Origin of the sequence: Undibacterium pigrum (assembly GCF_003201815.1) — a bacterium.
Lineage (GTDB): Bacteria > Pseudomonadota > Gammaproteobacteria > Burkholderiales > Burkholderiaceae_D > Undibacterium > Undibacterium pigrum.
Map to the genome: position 1 here is coordinate 300,433 of NZ_QJKB01000004.1, position 26,637 is coordinate 327,069.

A 26,637-nucleotide genomic window follows, 5' to 3' on the forward strand; every position below is an offset into this window, starting at 1 on the left:
CCGGCGGCGATCAGGCCGCAATCATTTCCAATGCTGTGTCTGAGTTTGCATGACGGTTAATCACACTGATGATGGCACGCATGCTGGCCGTTGCCGCATCGTCAGCTATGCCTGCACCATGCTGGCTACTGCCATCATTGACGCGCGCCTCGATGATGCTGATGTACTGTGAATGGCCCTGTTGCGTTACTTGCTGTTCTTGCTTGTCGATGATCCTGACTTGGTATCCAAGCGATTGGCAGACATTGATCTGTGCTTCAACAATACCATGACCTGTACCCTGGATAGCTTGTGGCTGTCCATGGTGCAGCAGATCGACATGCAAGGATACTTGTGCCGGATCTGATGGTGATGTCCTGTGATGCAGGACCGGGTTTGCATGATGAGCTTGATAACTGATAGGTGTTGCCGGCGCGAGATAGCTGTCGCTGAAAATCTGGTGTATCTGTTGTGCCGTCATTTCTTTGCCGCTGTCATCGGCAGCGGTTTGCACAACACGGCTGAATTCAATTTGCATGCGCCTTGGCATGCTGATGCCATATTCCTGTTCCAGCAAAAAGGCCATGCCGCCTTTGCCAGACTGGCTGTTGACGCGTATCACGGCGTCATAATTGCGGCCAAGGTCTGCCGGGTCTATCGGCAAGTAAGGCACTTCCCATATCGCGTCTTTTTGTTGCTGGGCAAAGCCTTTTTTGATCGCATCCTGATGTGAGCCAGAAAATGCCGTAAAGACGAGGTCGCCGACATAAGGGTGGCGCGGATGCACAGGCAATTGATTGCATTCTTCCACACACTGCCTGACGCTATCGATATCAGAAAAATCCAGGCCGGGATCAACACCCTGGGTGTACAAATTCAAGGCAAGCGTGACGAGGTCGACATTGCCGGTGCGTTCACCATTGCCAAACAAGCAGCCTTCAACCCTGTCTGCACCGGCCATGACAGCAAGCTCTGCTGCGGCGACTGCCGTGCCCCTGTCATTATGAGGGTGCACGCTGAGGATAATGGCGTCGCGTTGCGCGAGGTTCCTGTCCATCCATTCAATCTGGTCGGCATACACATTGGGTGTCGCGCATTCGACGGTGGTTGGCAGGTTGATGATCATCTTGCGTTCAACGGTAGGTTGCCAGATGGAGGCAACGGCGTCACACACTTCCTTCGAAAAATCCAGTTCAGCCATGCTGAAGGTTTCTGGTGAGTATTCAAATACCCATTCAGTCTCAGGCATGGCGTCCGTGAGCTGCTTGATGAGGCGGGTACCATCAGTGGCAATCTGTTTGACTTCTTCACGCGATTTGCCAAATACAATGCGGCGGAAAGCGGGCGCTATCGGGTTATACAAATGCACGATGGCGCGCTTGGCACCACGCACGGATTCTATCGTGCGGCGTATCAGGTCTTCGCGTGATTGCGTCAATACTTCTATCGTCACGTCATCTGGTATGCGTTGTTCTTCTATGAGTTTGCGAACGAAGGCGAAGTCTGTTTCTGACGCAGATGGGAAGGCTACTTCAATTTCTTTCAAACCTATCTTGACCAGCATTTCAAAGAACCTGAGTTTTTTCTTTGCGTCCATAGGTTCTATCAGCGCCTGGTTACCATCACGCAAATCCGTACTCATCCATATCGGTGCTTTGTTGATGCTGCGGCTGGGCCATTGCCTGTCGTGTAAAGCGATAGTCGGGAAGGCCTTATATTTTTTAGCGGGATTACTCATCATGATGTTTTTTCCTTGGGCTGGCACAGTGCCTCAGCAAGGCGCTGATATTTTCAATTTGTTGAATTCGTGGGGATGTGGCGACGCTAAGCTAACCGGCTGCCACAGAGATACGCGAGGCCGGTTAACCGATCGATAGTCGTAGCAGTAGCAGATTGCGACTAAGTGACAGCGCAGACTGTGGACGGGCAAAGCGAGGCATGACGCTGATAGCGCCTGCTGAATTCTTTGCTGATGTGCCTGATGATGTCATGCTATTTTTCCTGATGTCAGGAAGGCTGTGCTGGGTACTACTGGGATATAAAGGTAATTTTTGATACTGGTGTTTCAGGCTGGCTGGTATGCCGCTTAAAACTGGACAAGACGCAACTTATAGTAGCGAGCTTGCTAGAGATGGTAGTAGAACTAGTGTAGAAGCAGACACAGACGACAGCGCTGCCTGCAGCTTGGCGCTGTCAGCAGTTTTTCTTGCAGATGTCGATGTCAAAAAAGAGTTCATACAAAGACTGTAAGAGAAATTAGCTGTCTTCGTCAAGCAAAATTTTCTTCATCATCAAGAATATTCAAAACTCAGCAATAATATTATCGATAGGCACTGATCAGTTTTTGCCAGATAGGGTCATTGGCAGCATTCCTCAAAATGACATTGATCTGCTGCTGAACCTTGGGCATGTTCAAAGGAACCAGTATCTGTCTGTCATACTGGTCATGCGGTTTTTTTGAGATATAAAACTGCCCGTTCAAATCAGGATGATTCTTCATTTCATAATCGTAGTTGGAGCGACTGATGATGGCTGCATCGATACGACCTGCCAGCAGCTTGCGAAAACTATGCTCTTCACTGCTGGCATCGTCGCGCTGAATTTTTCCTTCTGCGATGAGTTCATTGACACCGTAATAGTAATAACCCAGCACCAGGCCTATGCGCATCCCTGTCATCGACTTTGCACCTGCGAATTCGAAAGCTTGATTTTTGGATGAGACGACATCGTCGATATCGTTCATGAGTGGCAGGGTCCACAGGAATTTTTGTTCTTCCCTGTCGTTAAACCAGACTGGACTGACCCCGATTACCAGACCGTCCAGATTGCCAGAATTGATTAATAAATCGAGACGGCGGCGAGGCAAATAAATGAGTTCAAAGCGATATGCTGTGTTCTCTTTATTCAGATAACTCAGCATATCGTTGTACAAGCCCCGGCCTGTGACTTGATCGAGTATCAGCGGTGGCTTCAAGTGATAGCTATACACTTTCACCATCTCTACAGCACCAGAATTTTGCCAGCACAGGCAAAGCAGTAATATCAATGCTGAACAAATTTTATGCATAGTCGCGGTCTTGCTTCTGTAGACGGATGTGCGAAAAATACGATCTGGCGTTTATCTCCCTATGCTTTGAAGTCTATATCAATTCGATAAAGAAAATAGTTAAATTTAACTGAGGCTATTTTTTATTAAATTTATAAGAAATCGTCAATAAGATGAGGCCCGCGATGATCATGGGGAAGGACAGCATTTGCCCTGCCGAGATCGTCATCCCCAACATGCTGACTTCATAGTCAGGTGTGCGGAAATATTCCGTGAAGAAGCGAGTGCAGCCGTACAGCGTTACATACAAGGCACCAACAGCCAGCCTTGGCCTGGCCTTGGACGCATACAGCCAGAGTATGATGAAGACCAGCAAGCCATCGACCAAGGCTTGGTAAATAGGGGAGGGGTGAACCGGATAATTAATGCCCGGCCAGATCATTGCCCAGGGCAGCTCGGCTGAGGCCATACGTCCCGGCAATTCATGATTGATGAAGTTACCCAGACGTCCAGCAGCATAACCCAGGGGAACCAGCGGGGCGATGAAGTCATACACATCAGCCAGGTTGATCCTGGCTTTGCGCGCCCACAGAAACATGGCAATCAGAACGCCAATAAAACCGCCATGAAAGGACATGCCACCTTTCCATACGGCAAATATTTCCAGCGGATTGGCCATGTAATAAGAAAAGCCGTAGAAAAATACTTCACCCAGGCGGCCTCCTATGATTACTCCGAGCACACCAAAAAACAGCATGTCGTCTATATGCTCGCGTGTCCAGCCCTTGGCTGCGATATGCGGCTGTTTGATCCTGACACGTCCAAGTGCAATGAACTGGGCAAAGGCGAGCAGGTACATGATGCCATACCAGTGCACAGAGACTGGACCAAGGTGAAATGCAACGGGATCAGGATTGGGATGAGTCAGCATGAGTGTTTGATTATGTAAACAAGTGGGCAAATGCGGCCAGTACGGCTGAGTGATTGTCCTTGCGCCATGCCAGTCCAATTTCTACGGTGGCACTTGCTTCAGGTAAATCAAAATACAGTACGCCAGGGCGCTTTAAATTCGAGACGGATTGTGGCACAAGTGCGATGCCCATGCCAGCCGACACAAGGCCAACGATAGTTTGCATTTGTATGGCTTCCTGACCGATGGCAGGTGTCAGCCCCACGGCATGGAAGCAACCGAGGATAGCATCGTGCAAGGCGGGGGCAATTTTACGCGGAAAGAGTATGAGTGGCAGGTCTGCACAATCATGCAAACTCAGTTGCCTGCGTCCTTTGACCTGGTTTTCCGGGATTGCCAGGATCAGGGGTTCTGACAAAACTTTTTGATAGTTGAGCAAGCCTTGCATTTTTTCCGGTATAGGCGGGATGACAAAACCTGCGTCTATTTCAGCATTTTCCAGCGCCAGTAACTGTACATCGCTGGTCGCTTCACGCAATTCTATTTGCACATCTGCATGATGGAGACGAAACTCCCTGAGAGCCGGGGGCAGGATGCTGTAGTCGGCGATGGAAACAAAGGCAAGAGACAAATGCCCACAAGCACCATTGGCTGCTCTTTGTGCCAGCTCTGGCAATCCCTGGGCTTGCAGCAACAGACGCCTGACTTCCGGCAAGAGTGCCAGGCCAGCGGATGATAATGAGATATTGCGTGTGTTACGGATAAACAGCTCGGCACCCAGTATTGCTTCCAGAGCCTGTATGGCTTGTGAAAGGGGGGGCTGGGTCATGTGCAGACGGGCAGCAGCTCTGCCAAAATGCATCTCTTCCGCTACCGCAAGGAAATAGCGCAATTGGCGCAGTTCTAAATTTCTTATTTCAGGTAGTGACATCTGGTATTGCAGCCCAGGTAAGGCAATTCAGGTAAATTTTACCTTTATGCTGGTCAGCGGCGCTTGTTGTTTTTGTCAAAAGTGCGCTTTACCCTTTCTTTCTGGATTTTTTCAAAATGCGCATGGTCTTTACGTTTGTCCAGGCCAAGCATACGTTCCAGTATTTCAAACCAGACAAATGCTGCAAACGCTGCGCCTATGATCCACCACCAGGACATGTTGGCAAATATCCAGATATCTCCTATTTTTAAGAGCAGCACAATAAATAAGGGCACGATGATAAACATAGGATACTTTCTTTTCGGTGAGAACAGATGCTTGCTAATTTTACTGCAGGTCAACCCTGGCAGGTGGATAAACGTTAAAATTGGCAAAAGGCAGTAAAATGAATGCAGTTTTTAACCTGGAGAAAGCAATGAAATATTCTTTGTTGGTAGGTTCTGTGTTGGCAATCATGGTTTCAGGCCCGGCAATGGCGAATGCAGACTTGGCTAAAGCCAAGAACTGCATGGGCTGCCATGCTGTAGATAACAAGGTCGTAGGACCGTCTTATAAAGACGTGGCAAAGAAATACGCAAGCGATAAAACGGCAGAAGCCAAGCTTGCACAAAAAGTGATCAAGGGCGGCACAGGTGTCTGGGGCGCAATCCCCATGCCTGCGAATGCCCAGGTATCAGAAGCTGAGGCGAAAACCTTGGTGAAATGGATTTTGAGCTTGAAATGAGTGCCAGATGCAGATCTTTTGATCTGCATCAAACAATAAAAAAACCTGACGCTTGTCAGGTTTTTTCGCTAGTAAGGGCTGTTAAGTGAATTGCCAGCCGGGCTGGCAATTCACTTGCATTAGCTATTACTTAACAACTTGCAGCAGTTCGCGTTTGCCGCCTTTGTATGTGTACAAAGTCAGAGTACCGTCTTTGATGTCGCCTTTGTCATCAAATGAGATATCGCCTGTCACACCTTTGTATTTGATTTTTTTCAGTTCTGGCAGGTATTTTGCTGGTTCTGCAGATTTCGCTGCTTTCATCGCTTCAACCATGACCATGACGGAATCATAAACATATGGTGCATAAATCTGGACTTCTACGCCAAATTTTTTCTTGAATGCAGCTTTCCAGTCATCATTGATTTTTTTCTGTGCGTCCAGAACACCGCCTGCTTCAGCACAAACTACCTGGCCTTCGCCAATGCCGTTGTCAGCCAGTTTAACCAAGTCAGCTGTACAGATACCGTCGCCGCCCATGAACTTGGCTGTAATGCCCAGTGCTTTCATCTGACGCAGCATAGGACCAGCAACTGCATCCATACCGCCGAAGAAAATCACGTCTGGGTTTTTAGCTTTGATTGTGGTCAGGATGGCGCTGAAATCTGTAGATTTGTCAGTTGTATGTTCTTGAACAACAACTTCTGCACCCTTGCCTTTGGCGCCTTTGATAAACTCAGCAGCAACACCTTCACCGTAGGCTGTTTTGTCATCAATAACAGCGACTTTTTTCGCTTTGTTGATTTGAACAGCGAAACGACCCAGTGTGCCACCCAGTTGACCGTCATTGGCCACTACACGGAACGCGCCTTTGAAGCCTTGTTGTGTGTATTTAGGGTTAGTTGCAGATGGGGAGATTTGAACGATGCCAGCATCGTTGTAGATTTTGGATGCTGGAATAGTTGTACCGGAGTTCAAGTGACCGATAACGCCGTTTACTTTCGCGTCAACCAGTTTTTGTGCTACGGTTGTGCCTTGTTTTGGATCGGCACCGTCATCTTCAGCCAGCAATTCGAATTTGGCTTTTTTGCCGCCGATCATCACGCCTTTGGCGTTCAGTTCTTCGATCGCCATTTTGGCGCCGTTTTCATTGTCTTTACCCAAGTGGGCGATCGCGCCGGAGATAGGGCCAACGTGACCAATTTTTACAACCAGATCTTGAGCTGCCGCAGCACCAGCGAAAGCGAAAGCAATTGCGCCAGCCAGTGGAATCATTTTAGTTTTGAACGACATGAACATACTCCTAAGGGATTAAAAAGTAGGATAACAATACTGCATCTCTGACTTATTCAGATAACTGAACAGCAAGAAGGTACAACAGAAAAAATATTTCGCAAAGCTATTTTGTGTGGTTTTTTCTTAAAACAGACGTTTTTTATATGCCCCAATATCGCACTCTTGATAAGCTTGATCGCAAGCTTTTGAACCTCCTTCAAAAAGACAATCAAACCCCGACCAGGGTACTGGCGGACAAACTGCATATCTCTCAGCCCACTTGCCTGCGCCGCATACGTGAATTGCGTGAAGCGGGTGTGATCAGCGCCGAAGTGGCCATGGTAGACAGCTTTGCCCTCGGCCATGGCATGCTGGCTTTTCTGGAGGTCTCGCTGATTAATCAGTCGGATGAATTCATGCGTGAATTTGAAGCCCGCATGAACAAGGAAGCCGAGGTCATGCAGTGCTATTTTGTGTCCGGGGAGTATGACTATTTTCTGGTTGTCCATATCATTGACATGGATGCCTATTACCAATTTGTGCGGCGCGCCATATCCGGCTCTGGCAATGTAAGACATTTCCATTCCCGTTTCCCCATGAAGCGTGCCAAATTTACGACACGAATTGCCTTTGATGAAAAAGCCGAAGAGTTACCTGTACGTATTAAAGGCAAATGATCTGGCCTGTTTATCCATCAACGCAGTGTCGGGGCAAACGGATGACAAAAAGAACGCAAGTTGTTGCAGATAGAAATTCCATCTGGCAACTTGCGTGAGGGGAAACTGGTTTTTAACCCTTGGAGCACAAGGGGTTTTATTTAGAGGAGGCGACAGCTTTTGCTTCTGATCCGCTAAAGTTTGTTCTGGATGGGGTTGCCGCTTCAGGCTGGTAATAGCAGGCTGGTACCAGCTTTTCGTTCTAAGCCGGTAAATGCAAAATCCACATCGGGCTGTAAACCGGAGACGATGTCTGCAATCGCACGGCCAGATCCCGCACCCATGGTCCAGCCCAGAGTGCCGTGCCCGGTATTCAGATAAAGATTGCTGATACGGGACTTGCCTATATACGGGACATTTGACGGAGTGAGTGGACGCAAACCTGTCCAGTACACGGGATTGTCGTAATCACAGGCGTTGGGGAACAGTTCCCGTGTACGTCTGGTGATGGCTTCACAGCGAGCCGTGTTCAACTCCCTGCCATAGCCATTGATCTCGCAAGTGCCGGCGACGCGCAAGCGGTTGCCCAGGCGGGATACCACCAGTTTGTAGCCATCATCGGTCAGGGAAATGACAGGTGCCTGATCGGGGTTGGTGATTTGATAAGTTGCTGAGTAACCCTTGCCCGGATAAATCATCAGCGAGATACCCAAGGGTTTTAACAGGGTTTGCGAGTGGCTGCCCATGGCCACTACAAAAGCATCGGCGTGCAGGGTTTTGTGTCGACCGGCTGCATCAATAATTTCTACGCCTGTAATTTTGGCGCTGGCACCGGTGCCTTCAGATAACAGGCGGGTCACCGTGGTGTTGAACTGGAATTGCACGCCAGCAGCGGCAGCCTTATCGGCCAGGCCTGTAGTGAATTGGTAGACATCACCAGACTCATCCGTTTCAGTATAGTCACCGCCGACGATTTTATCGCGTATGCCTGCCAGGGCAGGTTCTCTGCGTACGACTTCATCGGCATCAATGGAATCGCGTGGGCAACCCAGATCGCGCATGAGTTTTGCCGCAGGCAGGGAAATGTCGAATTCTTTTTGATCGGTGTAAAAATGCAGTATGCCTTTGCTCAGGCAATCATACTGTATACCGGTTTCTTCCCGCAGGCTACGCAGGGTCAGACGGCTGTATTCAGAGATGGCAACGATCTGGCGGATGTTTTCTGCGGTACGGCCCGGCGTACATTCACGCAGGAAATTCAAACCCCATAACCATTGCAACCATTCTGCGCGTGGGCGAAACAGTAAGGGCGCGTCTTCTTTGCCCAGCCATTTCAAGACTTTCATCGGGGCCGATGGATTGGCCCAGGGTTCAGCATGGGATACAGAAATCTGGCCGCCATTGGCAAAGCTGGTTTCCTGGGCAGCACCGGGCTGGCGATCAATGACTATCACTTCATGGCCCTGTTTTTTCAGGAACCATGCAGAGGAAGTGCCGACGATGCCGGAACCGAGAACGATGACTTTCATGGGGCAAATCTCCTGTGTTTCATCTGAGTTGCATGTTGTATGCGATGAAGGAGATTGTAGAAATACTTTGCTTTCTCAGGTAATCAGAAATGCATGTCAGATTTTTATTTTTAAACGTGACTTTGATTTTTATGTTTAAAAATAAAAATATTATTAATTATTTTGATTATTTGGAAGACTTTGCCTTGGAGATTTCCTGCGTTACTGCACGGGTGATGACTTCTTCCAAAGTGTTGTGCAAGCCTGAGCGTATTTCAGTTGATAAATTTGCCACGGCAATTTGCAAAACATCGGCGAGATTGTCACGAATTCTGTGCTCAAGCACAAAGTCAATGCGAGTTAACACTTGTCGCAAAACGTTTTCGCGCAGGCTTTGCTCAAGGGCTTGCCAGTCTTCTTCTGTTTTTCCCGGGTAGTTATTGTTGGCAGTTTCATTGCCAATTGCTGACGCATCATTTGTTGTCGCTGGCTCAATGGCTGATACTGCCGGGGGTTTGGCAGGAGCCAACAATTCTTCCGGTTTGATGACTTCGGTCAACACAGGAATGCTGGCATCTATTTGATTATTCATTTTATTTCGCCACGGAGTGGGTAAGGGTATAGCCTTGTTGCTGATATTGACGGTAGCGTTCCCGTCCTGCCAGTTTGTCAGCATCATCGGCAGAAATGATTTCTATCATGCGCTGAAATTGGGGGAAGTTGGCGGGCATTGTTGCCGTCAGATTGATCAGTAATTCATAGTGCGGGCAGGTGGCGTTCTCATCATGGCTGAGGACGATAGGGGTCATGGCTGCCAGCGGGTCCGCCAGCATGACGTGCGGTAGAAAATCAGCCTCAGTCAATGTCCACAGGTTGTCATTGAGTCTTTGCAGATACGCGCGATCATGGTGATACACCACCACCTTGCAATTGGCGGTATGGGCTTTGCGTATGAGGCGGCAAGTGTAATTGAGCTTGTCCGCCACATTACTGTGAAAATCGATGCGTGTCATGCTGACTTAAAATTGAAAACCAGTATCTGGTTTCTTTGGTGTTACCGGAACAGGCCTGGCTGGTTCTGCCTTTGGTGCTGGAGGCGGAGGTGGTGGAGACGCTGGTTCTGCTGCTGGATAACGGTAGTCTTTGGGGAGTTTGTTACTGGCAGGATAGCCAGCCTTGGCTATTGCATCTTTCCATTCATCGGCGCTGTAACCACGAATCTTTACATTGGCAATGACCAGCAAAGGCATTTGCGTATCGCCGCTGACTTGCTTGAGTTTTTCCTGATCTGCCGCTGTATTCACCGTTTTTTCGGAAAATGGAACACCAGCAGCTTTCAATAAATTACGTCCGTCATTACATGGCGAACAACCGGTCGCCGTATAGAGTGTCACAGGATTTTTTGCGACGACGATAGCAAGCTCAGGCGGGAAATTATTACTTTCTGCAACGCCGGGCAAATTTTTCTTTTCTACCTGCTTTTGGTTTGCAGGTGGCTGGTCGCTATAAGTGACTTTGCCGTCTGGTCCGACGGATTTATACATTTGTGCCTGTGCCGCTGTTGCCAGCAAGAGGCTGCAAAACAGGATCTTATTATTGAATTTCATATTTTTCTCCTAAAGACTCAGGCACTCATGCCATTGTGACGCAACAAGGCATCGATGTTAGGCTCGCGACCACGGAATGCCTTGAATGAAGCCAGGGCAGGGCGGGAACCGCCAGCTTCCAGGACTTCAGTTTGAAATTTTTCACCTACTGCACGTGACAAGGTGCTACCTGATTCACTTGCATGTTCTTCAAAAGCGGCATAGGCGTCGGCAGACAAGACTTCTGCCCACTTATAACTATAATAGCCCGCTGCATAGCCACCAGAAAAGATATGGCTGAAAGAGTGCGCAAAGCGATTGAACTCTGGCGGCTGCATGACTGCAACCTGGGTGCGCACTTCCTTGAGGATGTCCTGCACGCTTTGCGTACCATTTGGTTCAAATGCATCATGCAGGCGCATGTCAAATATAGAAAATTCCACCTGACGCAGCATTTGCAGTCCCGACTGGAAATTCTTTGCAGCGATCATCTTATCGTAGAGTGTACGTGGCAGAGCTGCACCAGTATCTACATGGGAAGTCATGTGTTGTAACACATCCCATTCCCAGCAAAAATTTTCCATGAATTGCGAAGGCAATTCAACTGCGTCCCATTCAACACCGGAAAGGCCGGATACAGACAGGTCATCCACCTTGGTCAGCAAGTGGTGAAGTCCGTGACCAAATTCATGGAACAGAGTAATTACCTCGTCATGGCTGAACAAGGCGGGCTTTTCTACGCCATTCATGGTGACGGGGGCACTGAAATTGCAGATCAGGTAGGCAACAGGCGTTTGCACACCTTGCTGTGTCAATCTGCGACCGCGAGCATCATTCATCCAGGCGCCACCGCTTTTGCCATTGCGCGCATACAGGTCGAGATAAAACTGACCGACCAGTGCGCCATTTTTCTCAATCCGGTAAAACTTTACATCCTTGTGCCATGTGCCTGCCTGATCTGGTTTGATGTTAACAGCAAACAAGGTCTGGATGACACGGAACAGGCCATCAATGACTTTGTGTTCCGGGAAATATTCTTTCACTTCCTGTTCAGAAAAAGCATAGCGTTGCTGGCGCAGTTTTTCGGATGCAAAAGCAGTATCCCAGGCTTGCATGTCGCTGATACCCAGTTCATCGGCTGCAAAGGCGCGCAATTCTGCCAGGTCTTTTTCTGCATAAGGACGGGCGCGTTTTGCCAGGTCTTCGAGGAATTGATTGACCTGCGCAGGCGATTCAGCCATCTTGCTGACCAGGGATACTTCAGCAAAATTCTGGTAGCCCAGCAATGATGCTTCTTCTTTGCGCAGGCGCAGCAGTTCTGCCATGATGTTGCTATTGTCCCATTCCGGCTTGACGCCAAGTTCGGATGCCTTGGTAACGTAGGCCCGATAAATCGTTTCGCGATTCTGACGATTTTCGGAATATTGCAGCAAAGGGACATAAGATGGCAGGTGGAGTGTGAATTTAAAGCCAGGTTTGCTATCTGCTTCTGCTGCATTTTTTGCTGCTTGTATTACATCTTCAGGCAAGCCTTTTAAGTCCGCGGCGTTTTCGATGAACAGGCTATAAGCTTTTGTTGTATCCAGCAGGTTTTCCGAAAATTTGGTCGACAGAGCAGCATGTTTTTCTTGAATTTCTGCAAAGCGTAGTTTCTTGTCTTCTGACAATTCAGCGCCACTGAGTTGGAAACCGCGTATCTCGTTCTGAATAATGGTTTTTCTGGCTTGAGGCAGATTGGTAAAATCAGGAGACTGCTGCAAAGACTTATAACCAGCAAACAAATTCAGATTTTGCCCTACCTCGGTCGAGAATTCGGTAACGGCTGGCTGATTTTCATTGTAGGTCGCACGCATTTCTGGTGTGTCGGCAACGGAGTTCAAATGGCTCACGATACCCCAGGCACGGTTTAATTTTTCGTTGGCGTTTTCCAGCGGCTCTACAAACTGGTCCCAGGTCACCGGGCCAGTGTTTTTTTCAAGGCCGGCAATCACTGCCCGATTTTCCTCCAGCAGGGCAGCAATGGCAGGGCCAACATGTTCAGCACGGATGTCGGCAAAACGTGGCAAATCACTAAAGTCGAGCAGAGGATTATCTTGGGTCATATTAAATTCTTTCAGCAGCTTCTATGGTGTTGACCAGTAGCATGGTGATGGTCATGGGACCAACACCGCCTGGTACAGGCGTAATATAACCCGCAACTTCTTTACTTGGCAGATAATCAACGTCACCACACAGCTTGCCTTCATCATCGCGGTTCATGCCTACGTCAATAACAACAGCACCAGGCTTGATCATGTCTGCCGTAACAATATTGCGCTTGCCGGTAGCAACCACCAGTATGTCGGCATTGCGCGTGTGTGCAGCCAGGTCACGGGTCTTGGAATTACAAATGGTGACAGTAGCGCCCGCTTGCAAGAGCAACATGGCTTGTGGTTTGCCGACGATATTCGACGCACCAACCACCACGGCATTGGCACCACGTACCGGGTAGTCTATCGATTCCAGCATCTTCATGACGCCATAAGGCGTACAGGGGCGGAACAGCGGTTGACCAGTCATCAGCAGACCGGCATTGCTGATATGGAAGCCGTCGACATCCTTTTCTGCCGCAATGGCTTCAATGACCTTGTTGGCATTGATGTGGGCAGGGAGCGGGAGTTGCACCAGGATGCCGTTGATCTTTGGATCATTGTTGAGGCGGGCAATGTGCTCAAGCAGGGCTTCTTCGGTCAAATTTGCATCATATTTTTCCAAAACTGAGTAAAAACCGCAGTCTTCACAGGCTTTTACCTTGTTGCGCACATACACCTGTGAGGCTGGATTTTCGCCAACCAGGATGACTGCCAGGCCAGGTTGTTTGCCTGCAGCGGTCAGTTTGGCGGCGCGTTGCGTCACATCGGCACGAATTTGTTGGGAAAGCTGGGTTCCACTGATGATTTGGGCAGTCATATTAGGCTTCGTTGGTGATAGGTAAAACAAGATTATAAGGGATGGCGACGCAGCTCACATATATGCTGGCCATGCTCGTGTCTTTGCTTGCGTCTCACTGTGATTTAACATTGTTTTTCATAGAGAAAAAATTATTTAAATAATAATTAATTTCCGGCTTGGAATTACCTTTATGTAAGTCTTTTATTTCATTTGGTTATGGAAATGTATCGCTTTGTTGTTTTCTGTCCGCATTCTCTGTGTATTCATTGACTTCAAAATTCAAGAATGGCTTCATACCAGTTGTGAAAATTAATTTTCAAAATGTTTTTCATGGTGGCTTGAGAGCTGCAGGGCAGTAGCAGAGATAATCCAAAGGAGAGAGATAAATGTTGAAAGAGAAAGTAATTTCAAGGTCGCTGCGCATCATGTTTTCTGGTGGCCTGATGGTGACTGCAGGTATGCTCGCGCAACCTGCATTTGCACAGGACGAAGCCAAGATACAGCGCGTAGAAGTAACAGGTACCAGTATTAAACGCGCCGAAGCTGAAACTGCATCGCCAATACAAATCATCAGCCGCGCTGATATCGACAAGGCTGGCAAAACAACAGTTGCTGAATACCTGCAAACGCTGACATCTGATGGCGCAGGCTCATTGCCAACCAGCTTCGGTAATGGTTTTGCTGCTGGTTCTACGGCAATTTCTCTGCGTGGCCTCGGTGCAACATCCACTCTGGTATTGCTGAATGGTCGTCGCATGGCGCAGTTTGGCCGTGCTGATGACGGTCAAAAAGCTTTCACGGATATTTCCACCATTCCTATGGAAGTGGTTGAGCGTATTGAAATCCTGAAAGATGGCGCGTCTTCCATCTACGGTGCCGACGCGATTGCCGGTGTCGTCAATATCATCCTGAAAAAGAATTATGAAGGCGTGACAGTCAGCGCCAGTGCTGGCACATCTGGTTCCCGCGATGCGAACCAGGTTAAAGGCTCCATCACTGCCGGTTTTGGTAATCTTGAAAAAGACAAATACAACATTATCGTCAATGCCGAGGCTTATAAGTCCAACGAATTGATGAACAGCCAACGCTCTGATCGTGACTGGATCGGTACAGGCGACTGGCGTCGCTGGGGTTACCCTATGGTGACCGTAGGCTCGTTCACTTCTGGCTATATCGCTGGCAATAACAGCGCCCAGCCAAATCCAGCTGGTTCATTGCGCGATCCAAAAACACTGAACTATGTTTCCTTGCCAGGCTGCTCGACTTTGTCGACAACCAAGGTACAGGATCCAGGTGGTGGCTGTCTCTGGTATGCTGATCAGTTCCGTACCATGTTGCCGCAAATTGATGGCGTGAACCTGTTCACCCGCGGTACCTTCCAGATCAATGATGATCTGCAAGCCTATGCTGAATTCGGCTATTCCCAGCGTAAGGCAGCGTTCACCGTAACGCCTCCTTCAACTTCTGCCAACGTATTCTTCCCTTCAAATCCTACCAATTTGAACGGTAACATCAACTACGGCAACACTGTCCTGATGTCGGCTTCGCATCCGCAAAATCCGTATGGTGCTGATGTGCGTTTGCGTTACTCCATGTTTGACGTAGGTGCCAACCGCCGTATCGCCGATAACTCATTCTATCGCGCAGTTGTTGGTTTGAAAGGTACGATGGCTGGCTGGGATTTTGATACTGCGATCCTGCATTCTGAATCCAAGCTGCATCTGGACTACACCAACATGATCAATATGAACGTGTTGAAGTCTGCTCTGGGCGATCCTAAGAGCCCATATTTCCCGTACTACATCGGTACTCAGGCCAGCAAAAACAATCCGGCTCTGTATGCAGCCATGGTCAAGACAGCGACTATCGATGCGCCTACCAAAATGGACATCATTGACTTCAAGGCTTCCCGCGAGTTGATGGCTTTGCCAGGCGGTATGATGGGTCTGGCGGTTGGTGCGGAATATCGCAGAGAATCCTATAACATGCCGTCACTCGACGGTAGCAAAGATGGTTCTATCAATTCAAGCTATGTTGCTGCCAAAGGTGACGAAACAGTGTCAGCCGTGTATGCAGAATTGCTGGCACCAGTCATCAAAACAGTAGAATTGTCCGGTGCTCTGCGTTACGACAAATATTCGCACTTCAATTCCGTGACACCAAAAGTTGGTGCCAAATGGTCTCCAGTGAAAACATTTGCCCTGCGCGGTACTTACTCTGAAGGTTTCCGTGCACCTAGTGCACCAGAATCCGGTACAGAAAGCTTCAGCGCTGGTACAGCTTCGGTCAGGGATCCAGTACGTTGCCCGAACGGTACACCGCTGCCAGGCGCACAATCTTCTGATTGCGCAGCCACATTCACAGGCTTCAAGGTTGGCAATCCTAACCTGCAACCAGAAACATCCAAAGGCTACACTCTAGGTATGGTATGGGATCCACTGCCAAACAGCAGCATCGCCGTTGACGCATGGAAGATTCGTCGCAATAACGAAATCAACTCCATGTCCTTCCAGACAGCAGCTGGTTTGCCAGGCGTATTGCGTCAGGATAATAACCTGACCATCAATGGTGTATTAACACCAGGCACAGGTACTATCATCGGTGGTGCAGCGCCTTATGCCAACTCCAGCTACACTGAAGTCAAGGGTGTGGATCTGAACGCCAAACAGCGTATCAATCTGGGTGAATACGGCAAACTGACTGCTGACGTCAACTGGACTCACGTTATCTCCTGGTTGCGTGTTGACGGTGCTGTTCAGCATCAATATGCTGGCACGCACGGTAACTGCGATACATCCAACTGCGCAGGTACACCTAAAGACAAAGTCAACTTTGTACTGGGCTGGGATAAAGGCGACTGGAATGTGACTGGCGTTGTCAGCTATCGCGGTTCCATGAAAAACATCAATGAAGAAGGCCAACCATGTGCTAACAAATTTGCTGACGGCACTGATGCGCCAGCAGGTTGCACACTGGCTTCCTTCACGACTATGGATGTGTCATTCCGCTACAAGGCAATGAAAAACCTGGAAATCTTCGGTTCCATTACCAATCTGTTTGACAAGGTTGCACCACTGGATCCTCTGACTTACGGTTCCATGGGTTACAACCCTATGGACGGTACTGGCGCAATTGGCCGTTATTTCAAAGTTGGTCTGAAATATCAATTCAAATAATAAGTAGCTGTAATAAGTTTTACGCTGATCAAGGCGATTGAGAGGGCGATGATTTATTCATCGCCCTTTTTTATTTGGCTTCAAAACAAGAAAATACTGCACATATTTGTGGTGCTATTTGTCAAACAAGTAAGAGTAGCAAGCAATAACCATGCTAGTTTGGTTTTGTGTAAATTTTGCACTGCACACCGGGCATTGTCGCGTGCTTACACCAGAAGACTTATTGAGAAGATAAAGAAGTTTTTTGCTTAAATTGTTGCGTTGCGGCGTAAATTTCACATTATGAAATCATTTATCGCTATTTGAAAAATTAAAAAGTCCTGCTAAAATACTTGCGAGAACAAAAAACTAGCCGTAATTTGTCGATTCGCCCCGCGCGTTTCACCCTAACGCGCACCAACAGGAGACCCCTTCTATGTCACCCCAGATAGACCAGGTGCTGGCCCAGGCCGTAAATGATCCCGATGTAGTTGAAACAAATGAGTGGCTGGATGCACTTGAATCCGTCATAGAGGCCGAAGGCCCTGAACGTGCGCATTATCTGATGGAGCGCATGGTAGATCTGGCGCGCCGTCGTGGTGCCCATATTCCGTTTTCCAGCAATACTGCCTACGTGAATACCATTCCGGCTGACCAGGGTGAGCATTGCCCGGGTAACCTGGAAATTGAAGAGCGTCTGCGCTCTTATATGCGCTGGAATGCCATGGCCATGGTGGTCAAGGCGAATCGCGTTGATGGCGACCTTGGTGGTCACCTGTCCAGCTTTGCTTCGCTGGCGAATATGCTGGGTATAGGCTTCAACCATTTCTGGCATGCGCCGACTGAAGATCACGGTGGCGATCTGTTGTACATCCAGGGCCATTCTTCTCCTGGTATCTATGCACGCGCCTTTCTTGAAGGCCGCCTGACTGAAGACCAGTTGTTGCATTTCCGTCGTGAAGTCGATGGCAAGGGCTTGTCTTCTTACCCGCATCCAAAACTGATGCCAGACTTCTGGCAATTCCCTACGGTATCGATGGGTCTTGGCCCCTTGATGGCGATTTATCAGGCACGTTTCCTGAAGTATTTGCATGCACGTGGTATTGCAGACACAGCGAAGCGCAAGGTCTGGGCATTCTGCGGTGATGGTGAGATGGACGAACCAGAATCCATGGGCGCGATCGGCATGGCTGGCCGCGAACAGCTGGACAACCTGGTGATGGTCGTCAACTGTAACCTGCAACGTCTGGATGGTCCGGTACGTGGCAATGGCAAGATCATTCAGGAACTGGAATCAGATTTCCGCGGTGCTGGCTGGAATGTCGTCAAAGTCATCTGGGGTAGCGGCTGGGATGAATTGCTGGCGAAAGACAAGGACGGCATCCTGCAAAAAGTGATGATGGAAACCGTTGATGGTGAATACCAGAACTACAAAGCCAAGGATGGTGCCTATGTACGCGCCAACTTCTTTGGCAAGCATCCAAAATTGCTGGAAATGGTCAGCAAAATGTCGGATGACGATATCTGGCGTTTGACCCGTGGTGGCCATGACCCACACAAGATTTATGCTGCATTCAAAGTTGCACAGGAAAACAAGGGCCAGCCTACCGTCATTCTGGCGAAGAGTATCAAGGGCTTTGGCTTTGGCAAATCCGGCGAAGCACGCAACACTGCACACAATACCAAGAAGCTTGACGACGAAGCCATCAAGGCAATGCGTGACCGCTTCCAGTTGCCGATTGCGGATTCTGAGTTGCCAGCAATCCCATTCTTCAAACCCGCTGACGACACGCCAGAAATGCAATACCTGCATGCGCGCCGTAAAGAACTGGGTGGCTACCTGCCACAACGCCGTCAAAAAGCCGACGAAGCCTTGGTCGTGCCAGAACTGACAGCTTTCCAGGCCATGCTGGAACCAACGGCAGAAGGCCGTGAAATTTCCACGACAGCCGCTTATGTCCGTATTTTGACAGCCTTGCTGCGCGATGCCAGCCTGGGTCAGCGCGTGGTGCCTATCATGGTCGATGAATCCCGTACCTTTGGTATGGAAGGTCTGTTCCGCCAGATCGGTATTTTCAGCCAGGTCGGTCAGTTGTATGAGCCTGTCGATAAAGACCAGGTCATGTACTACCGTGAAGACAAGGCTGGTCAAATTTTGCAAGAAGGTATCAATGAAGCCGGTGGTATGAGCTCATGGATCGCTGCGGCGACTTCCTACTCGACCAATAACCGCGTCATGATCCCGTTCTATACCTATTACTCAATGTTCGGCCTGCAACGTATTGGTGATCTGGCCTGGGCTGCTGGCGACATGCGCGCACGCGGCTTCCTGCTCGGCGGTACTGCCGGTCGCACGACACTGAATGGTGAAGGTTTGCAGCATGAAGATGGTCACAGCCATGTATTGGCATCGACCATCCCTAACTGTATTCCTTACGACCCTACCTTCGCGCATGAAGTGGCAGTCATCATGCATGATGGCTTGCGCCGCATGGTGACCGATCAGGAAGATGTGTTCTATTACATCACCCTGATGAATGAAAACTATAGCCATCCAGGTCTGAAAGCCGGTCAGGAAGAGGGCATCATCAAGGGCCTGTACCTGTTGCAAAAATCCGAACAAACCACCAAGCATCGCGTGCAACTGATGGGCTCAGGCACTATCTTGCGTGAAGTGATTGCTGGTGCTGAACTGCTGCAAAACGACTGGGGTATCGCTGCTGACGTCTGGTCTGCACCATCCTTCACTTTGCTGGCCCGTGATGGACAGGATGCTGAACGCTGGAACATGCTGCACCCGACTGCTGAACCACGCGTGCCTTATATCGCTCAATGCCTGAAAGACACGGCTGGCCCTATCGTTGTCGCAACCGATTACATGCGCACCTTTGCTGAACAGGTACGTGCCTTCATCCCGAAAAACCGCAGCTATAAAGTTCTGGGTACAGATGGTTTTGGCCGTTCTGATTCTCGCGCCAAACTGCGTGAGTTCTTTGAAGTCAACCGTTACTTCGTGGTCATCGCTGCGTTGAAGACCTTGGCTGATGAAGGTGCATTGTCTGCTTCCGTCGTGGCGCAGGCAATTGCCAAATACGGTATCAATGCAGATAAACCTAATCCGGTTACTGTGTAATTTTACGTCTGACACCCACTAACATTTCCTGTCTCTCTCATTTTCAGGGAGAGACAGGATGAGCGTGAAGCGAGGGTAAAACCTGGCTTCACCCCAACCGCTCTGTGACAGCGCAGGGCGACAATGGAGAAAACTATGAGTAGCGTAGAAGTCAAAGTACCGGATATTGGTGATTTCAAGGAAGTTGAAGTCATTGAGCTGATGGTCAAAGTCGGCGACACCATCAAGGTCGATCAGTCACTGATCACCGTAGAATCAGATAAAGCCAGCATGGAAATTCCATCCAGCCATGCTGGTGTGGTCACAGAAATTAAAGTCAAGGTCGGCGACAAGGTTGCTGAAGGTTCCTTGCTGGTCGTGGTTGATGCTGCGGCAAGTGCAGCGGCGGCACCTACGGCACCTGCGCCTGCGGCTGCTCCAGCAGCAGCTCCCGCGCCAGTAGCGGCAACGCCTGCACCAGCGGCTCCCGCAGCAGCACCGGCCCCAGTCGCAGCAGCACCGGCTGCACCTGTAGCAACAGCCAGCGCAGGCAAAGCCCATGCTTCACCATCCATACGCAAGTTTGCGCGTGAACTCGGTGTGGACCTGAGTCGTGTTGCTGGTTCCGGCCAAAAAGGCCGCATCACACAAGAAGACGTACAAAACTTCGTCAAGGGCATCATGGCAGGCAGCACAGCCGTTGCTGCGGTTTCTGCTCCGGCAAAAAATGGCAGTGGCGTTGGCCTCGATGTATTGCCATGGCCATCGCTGGACTTCAGCAAGTTTGGTGCGACTACGACGTCGCCTTTATCACGCATCAAAAAACTCAGCGGCCCCAATTTGCACCGCAACTGGGTCATGATCCCGCATGTCACGCAATTTGATGAAGCCGATATCAGCGACCTCGAAGAATTCCGTAAATCTTCGAACGAAGCCCTGGTTAAATCCGGTGTCAAACTGACGATGCTGGCTTTTGTCATCAAGGCCAGTGTTGCAGCGCTCAAAAAATTCCCGGCATTTAATTCTTCGCTTGATGCGACAGGTGAAAACCTGATCCTGAAGCAGTATTACAACGTTGGCTTTGCAGCAGATACGCCTAATGGACTGGTCGTACCTGTCGTTAAAAACGCAGACCAGAAAACTCTGTCGCAAATTGCCGTTGAAATGGGTGAGTTGTCGGCACAGGCACGCGATGGCAAGTTGAAACCTGCTGACATGCAGGGCGCGACTTTCACGATCTCTTCACTCGGCGGTATCGGTGGCACGGCATTCACGCCTATCATCAATGCGCCTGAAGTGGCGATCCTGGGCTTGTCCAAATCCAGCATCAAACCAGTCTGGGATGGCAAGCAATTCCAGCCGCGCCTGATGTTGCCACTGTCACTGTCGTATGACCACCGCGTTATTGACGGTGCCATGGCTGCCAAGTTCACCGCTTATCTGGCTGATGTACTGGCTGATTTGCGTAAAACCTTGCTGTGAACGGAGACCAGACTATGAGCACTATCGAAGTCAAAGTACCCGATATTGGTGATTTCAAAGAAGTTGAAGTCATAGAATTGCTGGTCAAGGTGGGTGACACCATCAAGGTCGATCAATCGCTGGTGACAGTGGAGTCCGACAAAGCCAGCATGGAAATCCCCTCCAGCCACGCCGGTGTCATCAAGGAATTGAAAGTCAAGCTCGGTGACAAGATTGCCGAAGGCAGTCTGTTGCTGGTCATTGAAGCTGAGGGGACTGCGGCAAGTGCAGCGCCTGTGGCCCAGGTCGCTCCCGCCGTTGCGGCTGCTCCAGCACCAGCTCCTGCCGTCGCTCCTGTGGCACCCGTTGCAGCCGCACCTGCCGGGCCAGTCGGCATCGTCGAAGTCAAAGTCCCTGATATTGGTGATTTCAAAGAAGTTGAAGTCATCGAAATCATGGTCAAGATTGGCGACAGCATCAAGGTAGACCAGTCGCTGATTACCGTCGAATCTGACAAGGCCAGTATGGAGATCCCGTCCAGCCATGCCGGTACGGTAAAAGAAATCAAGGTCAAGGTCGGTGACAAGGTTGCTGAAGGCAGCTTGCTGTTACTGGTTGAAGCTGCAGGCCAGGTCGCGTCTGTTCCTGCTGTTGCCGCTCCAGCAGCACCTGCTGCTGCTCCAGCCGTCCCTGCACCAATCGCTTCCGGCTACACCGGCAAGGTCGATGTTGAATGCGACATGATGGTATTGGGCGCGGGTCCTGGCGGTTATTCTGCTGCCTTCCGTTCTGCCGATCTGGGCATGAATACTGTGCTGGTCGAGCGTTATTCCACGCTCGGTGGTGTCTGCCTGAACGTAGGCTGTATCCCATCCAAGGCACTGCTGCACGTGGCTGCTGTGATTGATGAGACTGCATCCATGGCTGCACATGGCGTGACATTCGCGAAGCCGGAAATCGACATCGACAAACTGCGCGGTTACAAGGAAAGCGTCATCAAGAAAATGACGACTGGCCTGAATGGCATGGCAAAAGCCCGCAAGGTCAATGTCGTGCAGGGCGTTGGTCAGTTCCTGAGTCCTAACCATATCGAAGTTACTGCAGCCGATGGCAGCAAAAAAACCGTACAGTTCAAGCAGGCGATTATTGCCGCTGGCTCTTCTGTAGTGAACCTGCCTTTCGTACCGGCTGACCCACGCATTGTTGATAGTACAGGCGCGCTGGAATTGCGTCAGATACCAAAACGCATGCTGGTCATCGGTGGTGGCATTATCGGTCTGGAGATGGCGACCGTGTATTCCACCCTGGGTTCACGCATTGATGTCGTAGAAATGCTGGATGGCCTGATGCAGGGCGCAGACCGTGACATGGTCAAGGTCTGGCAAAAATTCAATGAAAAACGTTTTGACAACATCATGTTGAAAACCAAGACGGTTGCTGTTGAAGCCCTGCCTGAAGGCATCAAGGTCACGTTCGAAGCCGCAGAAGCGGGTGGAACTGCACCAGCACCACAAGTCTATGACCTGGTACTGGTGGCAGTAGGCCGCAGCCCCAACGGCAAGAAGATTGCTGCCGACAAGGCAGGCGTGGCAGTGACTGACCGTGGCTTCATTAATGTCGATAAACAAATGCGCACCAATGTGCCGCATATCTTTGCGATTGGTGATCTGGTTGGTCAACCCATGCTGGCACACAAGGCCGTGCATGAAGCCCATGTCGCTGCAGAAGCAGCTTCCGGTGAAAAAGCCTACTTCGATGCCAGCGTGATTCCATCGGTTGCCTACACTGACCCTGAAGTCGCATGGGTAGGTATGACAGAAGATGAAGCCAAGGCCAAAGGCGTCAAGCTTGAAAAAGGTCACTTCCCATGGGCGGCGTCTGGCCGTGCAGTGGCCAATGGCCGTGACGAAGGCTTCACCAAGTTGCTGTTCGATGCAGAAACCAAACGTATCGTCGGTGGCGGCATCGTCGGCACGCATGCGGGTGACATGATAGGCGAGATCGCCCTGGCGATAGAGATGGGTGCTGATGCAGTTGATATCGGCAAAACCATCCATCCACATCCTACCCTGGGTGAATCGATAGGCATGGCGGCTGAGGTGTATAAGGGTGTCTGTACTGACTTGCCACCACAGCGCAAGAAATAAGTGAATTTGCTGTAAAGACAGCCCTGATGCGTAAAAAGCATCAGGGCTTTTTTGTATCCGTCTTTTAGGGACCGCTGACTAAGCGTAGCGAGCGGCGCTAGTTTGACGCATTGAAAACCCAGAAGCGCAGTCGTACTTCAGTACGGCGATGAACTTGCAAAAACAGCAGGTTCAAAATCGCGTCGCGCAGTAGCTTAATCAGTGGTTCCATGAACTTGTTCTGCAAACGGTAGTCAAATTGATGCTTTTTGAGCTATCTTTGCGTGTTGGTCAAACGTAGCTCCATAGAATCTGATCAAGCTCCCTTACAATAAAATATTACAGGTGGTGCAACCATGAAAACCTTTGTACGCAGCACGCTGGCCCTTGCGCTGGCAACTGCCTTTCTCCCGGCTATTTCTGTTCATGCACAGGATAAAGCTGCCCCTGGCCAGGTAGCGACGGCTGCCAAAGCAGTCAAGCCAGGACAAAAAACCGCAGACCTGCTGCCATTCCATGCAACAGAAAAGCTTTTGCCCAATGGCCTGAAAATCATCATCGTGCCGACTGGCTTGCCTAACATCATCTCATTGCATATCCCGGTACAGACGGGTTCACGCAATGAGATAGAAGAGGGCAAATCCGGTTTTGCCCATTTCTTTGAGCACATGATGTTTCGCGGCACCAAGGATATCCCGGCAGACAAGTACAAAGACATCTTGACCGCCACCGGTGCGAGACAAAACGCATACACCAGCGACGACCTGACCAACTATCACACGACATTTTCCAAAGAAGATCTGGAAACCATGCTGAGGATAGAGGCTGACCGTTTCCAGAACCTGTCCTACAGCGAAGCAGACTTCAAGACAGAATCGCGTGCGGTACTTGGTGAATACAATAAAAACAGCGCCAACCCCATCAGCAAACTGTTTGAAGTCATGCGCGATGCGGCTTACCAGAAACATACCTACAAACATACCACCATGGGCTTTCTCAAGGATATTGAGGACATGCCCAATCAATATGCCTATTCCAAGGTCTTCTTTGACCGCTGGTACCGCCCTGAGCGCACCACTGTCATCATCGCCGGTGATGTAGAGCCGCAAAAAGCCATTGCCCTGGTTGAGAAATACTGGGGTAAATGGCAGCGTGGCAAGGTGCAGCCTGCTGTTCCGGCAGAACCACCAGCGACAGGTGCGATCTACAAGCATGTGCCATGGCCTAGCCCAACTCTGCCGTATGTGACAGTGGCTTTCCATGCACCGGCTTTTTCTGAAGTGAACAAGGAACATGCGGCCCTGCGTCTGCTGCTGAACCTGTCTTTCGGTTCTACCTCCGCCTTGAACAAGCGCTTGCAGCAAGACGAACAAAAGGTTGATCAGTTGTTTGACTTTACACCAGATAATGTTGACCCTGGCCTGGCGACCATAGGTGCACGCGTCAAGAAGCCGGAAGACGTGGTGTATGTGCGCGATGCCATCCTCAAAACTGTTGCTGGCATCACCGCCAAACCTCTGTCTGACAAAGAACTGGCCGATGCCAAGTCTGCACTTAAATACGGCGTGATACGCTCGCTCGATAACACCGAACAAATCGCCTCTACTCTGGTGCGCTTTGTCCATTACAAGCGTTCTTACGCGACCATGAATCAGTTCTATCAGCTCATAGATAGTCTGACGCCAGCCGACTTGCAAGCAGCGGCGAAGAAATACCTGAGCGATGACAGCATGATCGTCACCACGCTGTCGAATACAGCCTTGCCTGCCGAGGTTAGCCAGTTGCCCAAGCTGGCCAGCTTTGCCGACAAGAGCACAGGTGCCAAGTTCGACATGCTGGTACAAAAATCAGCTCTGCCACAGATACGCTTCAAGCTGGTGTTCAATGCCGGTGCAGCCAATGACCCGGCAGGCAAAGAAGGTCTGGCAGCCCTGACAGCAGCCATGGTCGATGCGGCTGGCTCCAAAGAGCGCAAGATTGATGAAATCAAGAAGGCCTTGTTCCCGCTGGCAGCCAGCTTCAATGGCCTGACCGACAAGGAAATGACCACCTTCAGCGGTTCCGTCCATAAAGACAAATGGGATGATCTGATCAATATCGCCTTGCCACAATTGCTGGAACCCGGCTTCCGCGAAGAAGATTTCCGCCGTCTCAAGGATGCGCAAAAGAATGCCCTGACGCTGGATTTGAAAGACAATAACGAAGAAGAACTTGCCAAAGAACGCCTGCAAACCAATGTGTTTGCAGCATCGCCCTATGCCCACCCTGTGCTCGGTACGATCAAGGGCATAGATGCGATTACGCTGGATGATGTCAAACAGTTCTGGAAACAGGCTTACACCAAGGGTGCGTTGAAGGTTGGTATTTCCGGTGACGTGACAGAAGCAATGCAGGCGTCCCTGCAACAAGCCCTGGCGAAATTGCCAGAGGGTGCAGGCATTGCGCGCATTGCTGCACCTGTGGGCAAGGTAAGCAAGGGACTGGAGGTAGAGATCATAGAAAAGAATACGCGCGCAACCGCTATCTCTTTGGGGCAGCCTATCACAGTGACGCGTGCGCATCCTGACTTTGCCGCCTTGTGGCTGGCCAAGACCTGGCTGGGCGAACACCGTGCCAGTTCATCCCATTTGTACCAGCGTATACGCGAAGTACGTGGCATGAATTATGGCGACTATGCGTATATCGAAGCCTTCCCTGGCGGCATGTTCCAGTTCTTCCCGACTGCCAACAGGGCGCGTCAGTCTCAATTGTTTGAAATCTGGATACGTCCGGTCGCGCCGGAAAATGCCCAGATGGCCATACGTGTCGCGCTGACCGAGTTCGACAGAATGGTCAACAAGGGACTGAGCAAGGAAGAATTTGAGATCACCCGTGCTTACCTGATGAAGAACGTCTTCATGATGACGGCCACCCAGGACCAGCAGCTAGGCTATGCCATGGATTCGCAATGGCACCATACGCCAGAATTCACGAAGATGATGCGTGATAACCTGAGCAAGCTGAGCCTGGCAGGTGTCAATGCAGCCATCAAAAAGCATTTGTCGGCAGAAAACCTGTCCGTCGTCATCATCGCTAAAGACGCTGCCGACCTCAAGGCAAAACTGGTGGCCGATGCCGAATCACCGATCAAATACAATTCTGATAAACCCAGGGAATTGCTGGACGAAGACCAGATCATCGGCAAACGCAAGCTCAACATCAAGGCTGAGGCTGTCAGCATCACACCAGCAAGCAAGGTATTTGCTGATTAACATTGAT

General features: G+C 50.1%; 19 protein-coding genes. 7 read left to right on the forward strand and 12 right to left on the reverse strand.

Going from position 1 to position 26,637, the window contains the following annotated elements:
• Positions 1-10: 10 nt before the first annotated feature.
• The 5 genes from leuA to DFR42_RS14965 all read right to left on the reverse strand — a co-directional run bounded on the left by leuA (position 11) and on the right by DFR42_RS14965 (position 5,153).
• Positions 11-1,723, reverse strand: a complete 1,713-nt coding sequence (gene leuA, locus DFR42_RS14945) for a 2-isopropylmalate synthase (protein ID WP_110255897.1) — start codon at positions 1,721-1,723, stop codon at positions 11-13.
• 576 nt (positions 1,724-2,299) lie between these two features.
• Positions 2,300-3,046 carry a substrate-binding periplasmic protein gene (locus DFR42_RS14950; protein ID WP_110255792.1) on the reverse strand — a complete coding sequence of 249 codons (747 nt, stop codon included), beginning with the start codon at positions 3,044-3,046 and terminating at the stop codon, positions 2,300-2,302.
• A gap of 115 nt (positions 3,047-3,161) precedes the next feature.
• Positions 3,162-3,956, reverse strand: coding sequence for a prolipoprotein diacylglyceryl transferase (lgt, locus tag DFR42_RS14955; protein ID WP_110255793.1), 795 nt, complete (start codon positions 3,954-3,956; stop codon positions 3,162-3,164).
• A 10-nt stretch (positions 3,957-3,966) separates the two neighbouring features.
• Entirely contained in the window at positions 3,967-4,866 is a 900-nt protein-coding gene (locus DFR42_RS14960) for a LysR family transcriptional regulator (protein WP_110255794.1), read from the reverse strand.
• Between the two features lie 53 nt (positions 4,867-4,919).
• The gene (locus tag DFR42_RS14965; RefSeq protein WP_110255795.1) at positions 4,920-5,153 is read right to left on the reverse strand and encodes a TIGR04438 family Trp-rich protein; all 234 of its coding nucleotides are present in this window, start codon (positions 5,151-5,153) and stop codon (positions 4,920-4,922) included.
• A gap of 128 nt (positions 5,154-5,281) precedes the next feature.
• Here DFR42_RS14965 and DFR42_RS14970 point away from each other — a divergent pair, with 128 nt between their 5' ends.
• Positions 5,282-5,590 carry a c-type cytochrome gene (locus tag DFR42_RS14970; protein ID WP_110255898.1) on the forward strand — a complete coding sequence of 103 codons (309 nt, stop codon included), beginning with the start codon at positions 5,282-5,284 and terminating at the stop codon, positions 5,588-5,590.
• 126 nt (positions 5,591-5,716) lie between these two features.
• Here the strand turns inward: DFR42_RS14970 and DFR42_RS14975 are convergent, their stop codons facing one another.
• Complete coding sequence (locus tag DFR42_RS14975) at positions 5,717-6,862, reverse strand: branched-chain amino acid ABC transporter substrate-binding protein (protein ID WP_110255796.1); 1,146 nt, start codon at positions 6,860-6,862, stop codon at positions 5,717-5,719.
• A 146-nt stretch (positions 6,863-7,008) separates the two neighbouring features.
• Between DFR42_RS14975 and DFR42_RS14980 the strand changes: the two genes are divergently transcribed.
• On the forward strand, positions 7,009-7,521 hold the full coding sequence (locus DFR42_RS14980; RefSeq protein ID WP_110255899.1) for an Lrp/AsnC family transcriptional regulator: 513 nt from the start codon (positions 7,009-7,011) through the stop codon (positions 7,519-7,521).
• A gap of 203 nt (positions 7,522-7,724) precedes the next feature.
• On the opposite strand, the gene DFR42_RS14985 is transcribed toward DFR42_RS14980, so the two are convergent.
• The 6 genes from DFR42_RS14985 to folD all read right to left on the reverse strand — a co-directional run bounded on the left by DFR42_RS14985 (position 7,725) and on the right by folD (position 13,543).
• A complete protein-coding gene (locus tag DFR42_RS14985; RefSeq protein WP_281275166.1) occupies positions 7,725-9,038 on the reverse strand; it encodes a D-amino acid dehydrogenase in 1,314 nt (437 codons plus the stop codon).
• Between the two features lie 157 nt (positions 9,039-9,195).
• Complete coding sequence (locus tag DFR42_RS14990; protein WP_110255798.1) at positions 9,196-9,600, reverse strand: hypothetical protein; 405 nt, start codon at positions 9,598-9,600, stop codon at positions 9,196-9,198.
• A 1-nt stretch (position 9,601) separates the two neighbouring features.
• Positions 9,602-10,021, reverse strand: coding sequence for a DNA polymerase III subunit chi (locus DFR42_RS14995; protein WP_110255799.1), 420 nt, complete (start codon positions 10,019-10,021; stop codon positions 9,602-9,604).
• 6 nt (positions 10,022-10,027) lie between these two features.
• Complete coding sequence (locus DFR42_RS15000; protein WP_110255800.1) at positions 10,028-10,615, reverse strand: glutaredoxin family protein; 588 nt, start codon at positions 10,613-10,615, stop codon at positions 10,028-10,030.
• A 17-nt stretch (positions 10,616-10,632) separates the two neighbouring features.
• Positions 10,633-12,696 (reverse strand): M3 family metallopeptidase, encoded by a 2,064-nt coding sequence (locus DFR42_RS15005; RefSeq protein ID WP_110255801.1) that lies wholly within the window; start codon positions 12,694-12,696, stop codon positions 10,633-10,635.
• A gap of 1 nt (position 12,697) precedes the next feature.
• Positions 12,698-13,543, reverse strand: a complete 846-nt coding sequence (gene folD / locus DFR42_RS15010; protein WP_110255802.1) for a bifunctional methylenetetrahydrofolate dehydrogenase/methenyltetrahydrofolate cyclohydrolase FolD — start codon at positions 13,541-13,543, stop codon at positions 12,698-12,700.
• A 368-nt stretch (positions 13,544-13,911) separates the two neighbouring features.
• On the opposite strand from folD, the gene DFR42_RS15015 reads away from it, so the two are divergent.
• The 5 genes from DFR42_RS15015 to DFR42_RS15040 all read left to right on the forward strand — a co-directional run bounded on the left by DFR42_RS15015 (position 13,912) and on the right by DFR42_RS15040 (position 26,630).
• Complete coding sequence (locus DFR42_RS15015) at positions 13,912-16,701, forward strand: TonB-dependent receptor (RefSeq protein WP_245936986.1); 2,790 nt, start codon at positions 13,912-13,914, stop codon at positions 16,699-16,701.
• Between the two features lie 415 nt (positions 16,702-17,116).
• Positions 17,117-19,813: a pyruvate dehydrogenase (acetyl-transferring), homodimeric type gene (gene aceE / locus DFR42_RS15025; protein ID WP_110255804.1), complete on the forward strand. Its 2,697-nt coding sequence runs from the start codon at positions 17,117-17,119 to the stop codon at positions 19,811-19,813.
• Positions 19,814-19,936: 123 nt separating this feature from the next.
• A complete protein-coding gene (gene aceF / locus DFR42_RS15030) occupies positions 19,937-21,274 on the forward strand; it encodes a dihydrolipoyllysine-residue acetyltransferase (protein ID WP_342766849.1) in 1,338 nt (445 codons plus the stop codon).
• Positions 21,275-21,288: 14 nt separating this feature from the next.
• A complete protein-coding gene (lpdA, locus tag DFR42_RS15035; protein WP_110255806.1) occupies positions 21,289-23,400 on the forward strand; it encodes a dihydrolipoyl dehydrogenase in 2,112 nt (703 codons plus the stop codon).
• A 335-nt stretch (positions 23,401-23,735) separates the two neighbouring features.
• Entirely contained in the window at positions 23,736-26,630 is a 2,895-nt protein-coding gene (locus DFR42_RS15040) for a M16 family metallopeptidase (RefSeq protein WP_110255807.1), read from the forward strand.
• Positions 26,631-26,637 lie beyond the last annotated feature (7 nt).

Excerpts from the sequence above, each read along its gene's own strand:
- DFR42_RS14990 (WP_110255798.1), bottom strand. The coding sequence starts at position 9,600 with ATGAATAATCAAATAGATGCCAGCATTCCTGTGTTGACCGAAGTCATC.
- lgt (WP_110255793.1), bottom strand. The coding sequence starts at position 3,956 with ATGCTGACTCATCCCAATCCTGATCCCGTTGCATTTCACCTTGGTCCA.
- DFR42_RS14980 (WP_110255899.1), top strand. The coding sequence starts at position 7,009 with ATGCCCCAATATCGCACTCTTGATAAGCTTGATCGCAAGCTTTTGAAC.
- DFR42_RS15000 (WP_110255800.1), bottom strand. The coding sequence starts at position 10,615 with ATGAAATTCAATAATAAGATCCTGTTTTGCAGCCTCTTGCTGGCAACA.
- DFR42_RS14970 (WP_110255898.1), top strand. The coding sequence starts at position 5,282 with ATGAAATATTCTTTGTTGGTAGGTTCTGTGTTGGCAATCATGGTTTCA.
- lpdA (WP_110255806.1), top strand. The coding sequence starts at position 21,289 with ATGAGCACTATCGAAGTCAAAGTACCCGATATTGGTGATTTCAAAGAA.
- DFR42_RS14960 (WP_110255794.1), bottom strand. The coding sequence starts at position 4,866 with ATGTCACTACCTGAAATAAGAAATTTAGAACTGCGCCAATTGCGCTAT.
- DFR42_RS14950 (WP_110255792.1), bottom strand. The coding sequence starts at position 3,046 with ATGCATAAAATTTGTTCAGCATTGATATTACTGCTTTGCCTGTGCTGG.
- DFR42_RS14965 (WP_110255795.1), bottom strand. The coding sequence starts at position 5,153 with ATGTTTATCATCGTGCCCTTATTTATTGTGCTGCTCTTAAAAATAGGA.
- aceE (WP_110255804.1), top strand. The coding sequence starts at position 17,117 with ATGTCACCCCAGATAGACCAGGTGCTGGCCCAGGCCGTAAATGATCCC.
- aceF (WP_342766849.1), top strand. The coding sequence starts at position 19,937 with ATGGAGAAAACTATGAGTAGCGTAGAAGTCAAAGTACCGGATATTGGT.
- DFR42_RS15015 (WP_245936986.1), top strand. The coding sequence starts at position 13,912 with ATGTTGAAAGAGAAAGTAATTTCAAGGTCGCTGCGCATCATGTTTTCT.
- folD (WP_110255802.1), bottom strand. The coding sequence starts at position 13,543 with ATGACTGCCCAAATCATCAGTGGAACCCAGCTTTCCCAACAAATTCGT.
- DFR42_RS14995 (WP_110255799.1), bottom strand. The coding sequence starts at position 10,021 with ATGACACGCATCGATTTTCACAGTAATGTGGCGGACAAGCTCAATTAC.
- DFR42_RS15040 (WP_110255807.1), top strand. The coding sequence starts at position 23,736 with ATGAAAACCTTTGTACGCAGCACGCTGGCCCTTGCGCTGGCAACTGCC.
- DFR42_RS15005 (WP_110255801.1), bottom strand. The coding sequence starts at position 12,696 with ATGACCCAAGATAATCCTCTGCTCGACTTTAGTGATTTGCCACGTTTT.
- DFR42_RS14975 (WP_110255796.1), bottom strand. The coding sequence starts at position 6,862 with ATGTCGTTCAAAACTAAAATGATTCCACTGGCTGGCGCAATTGCTTTC.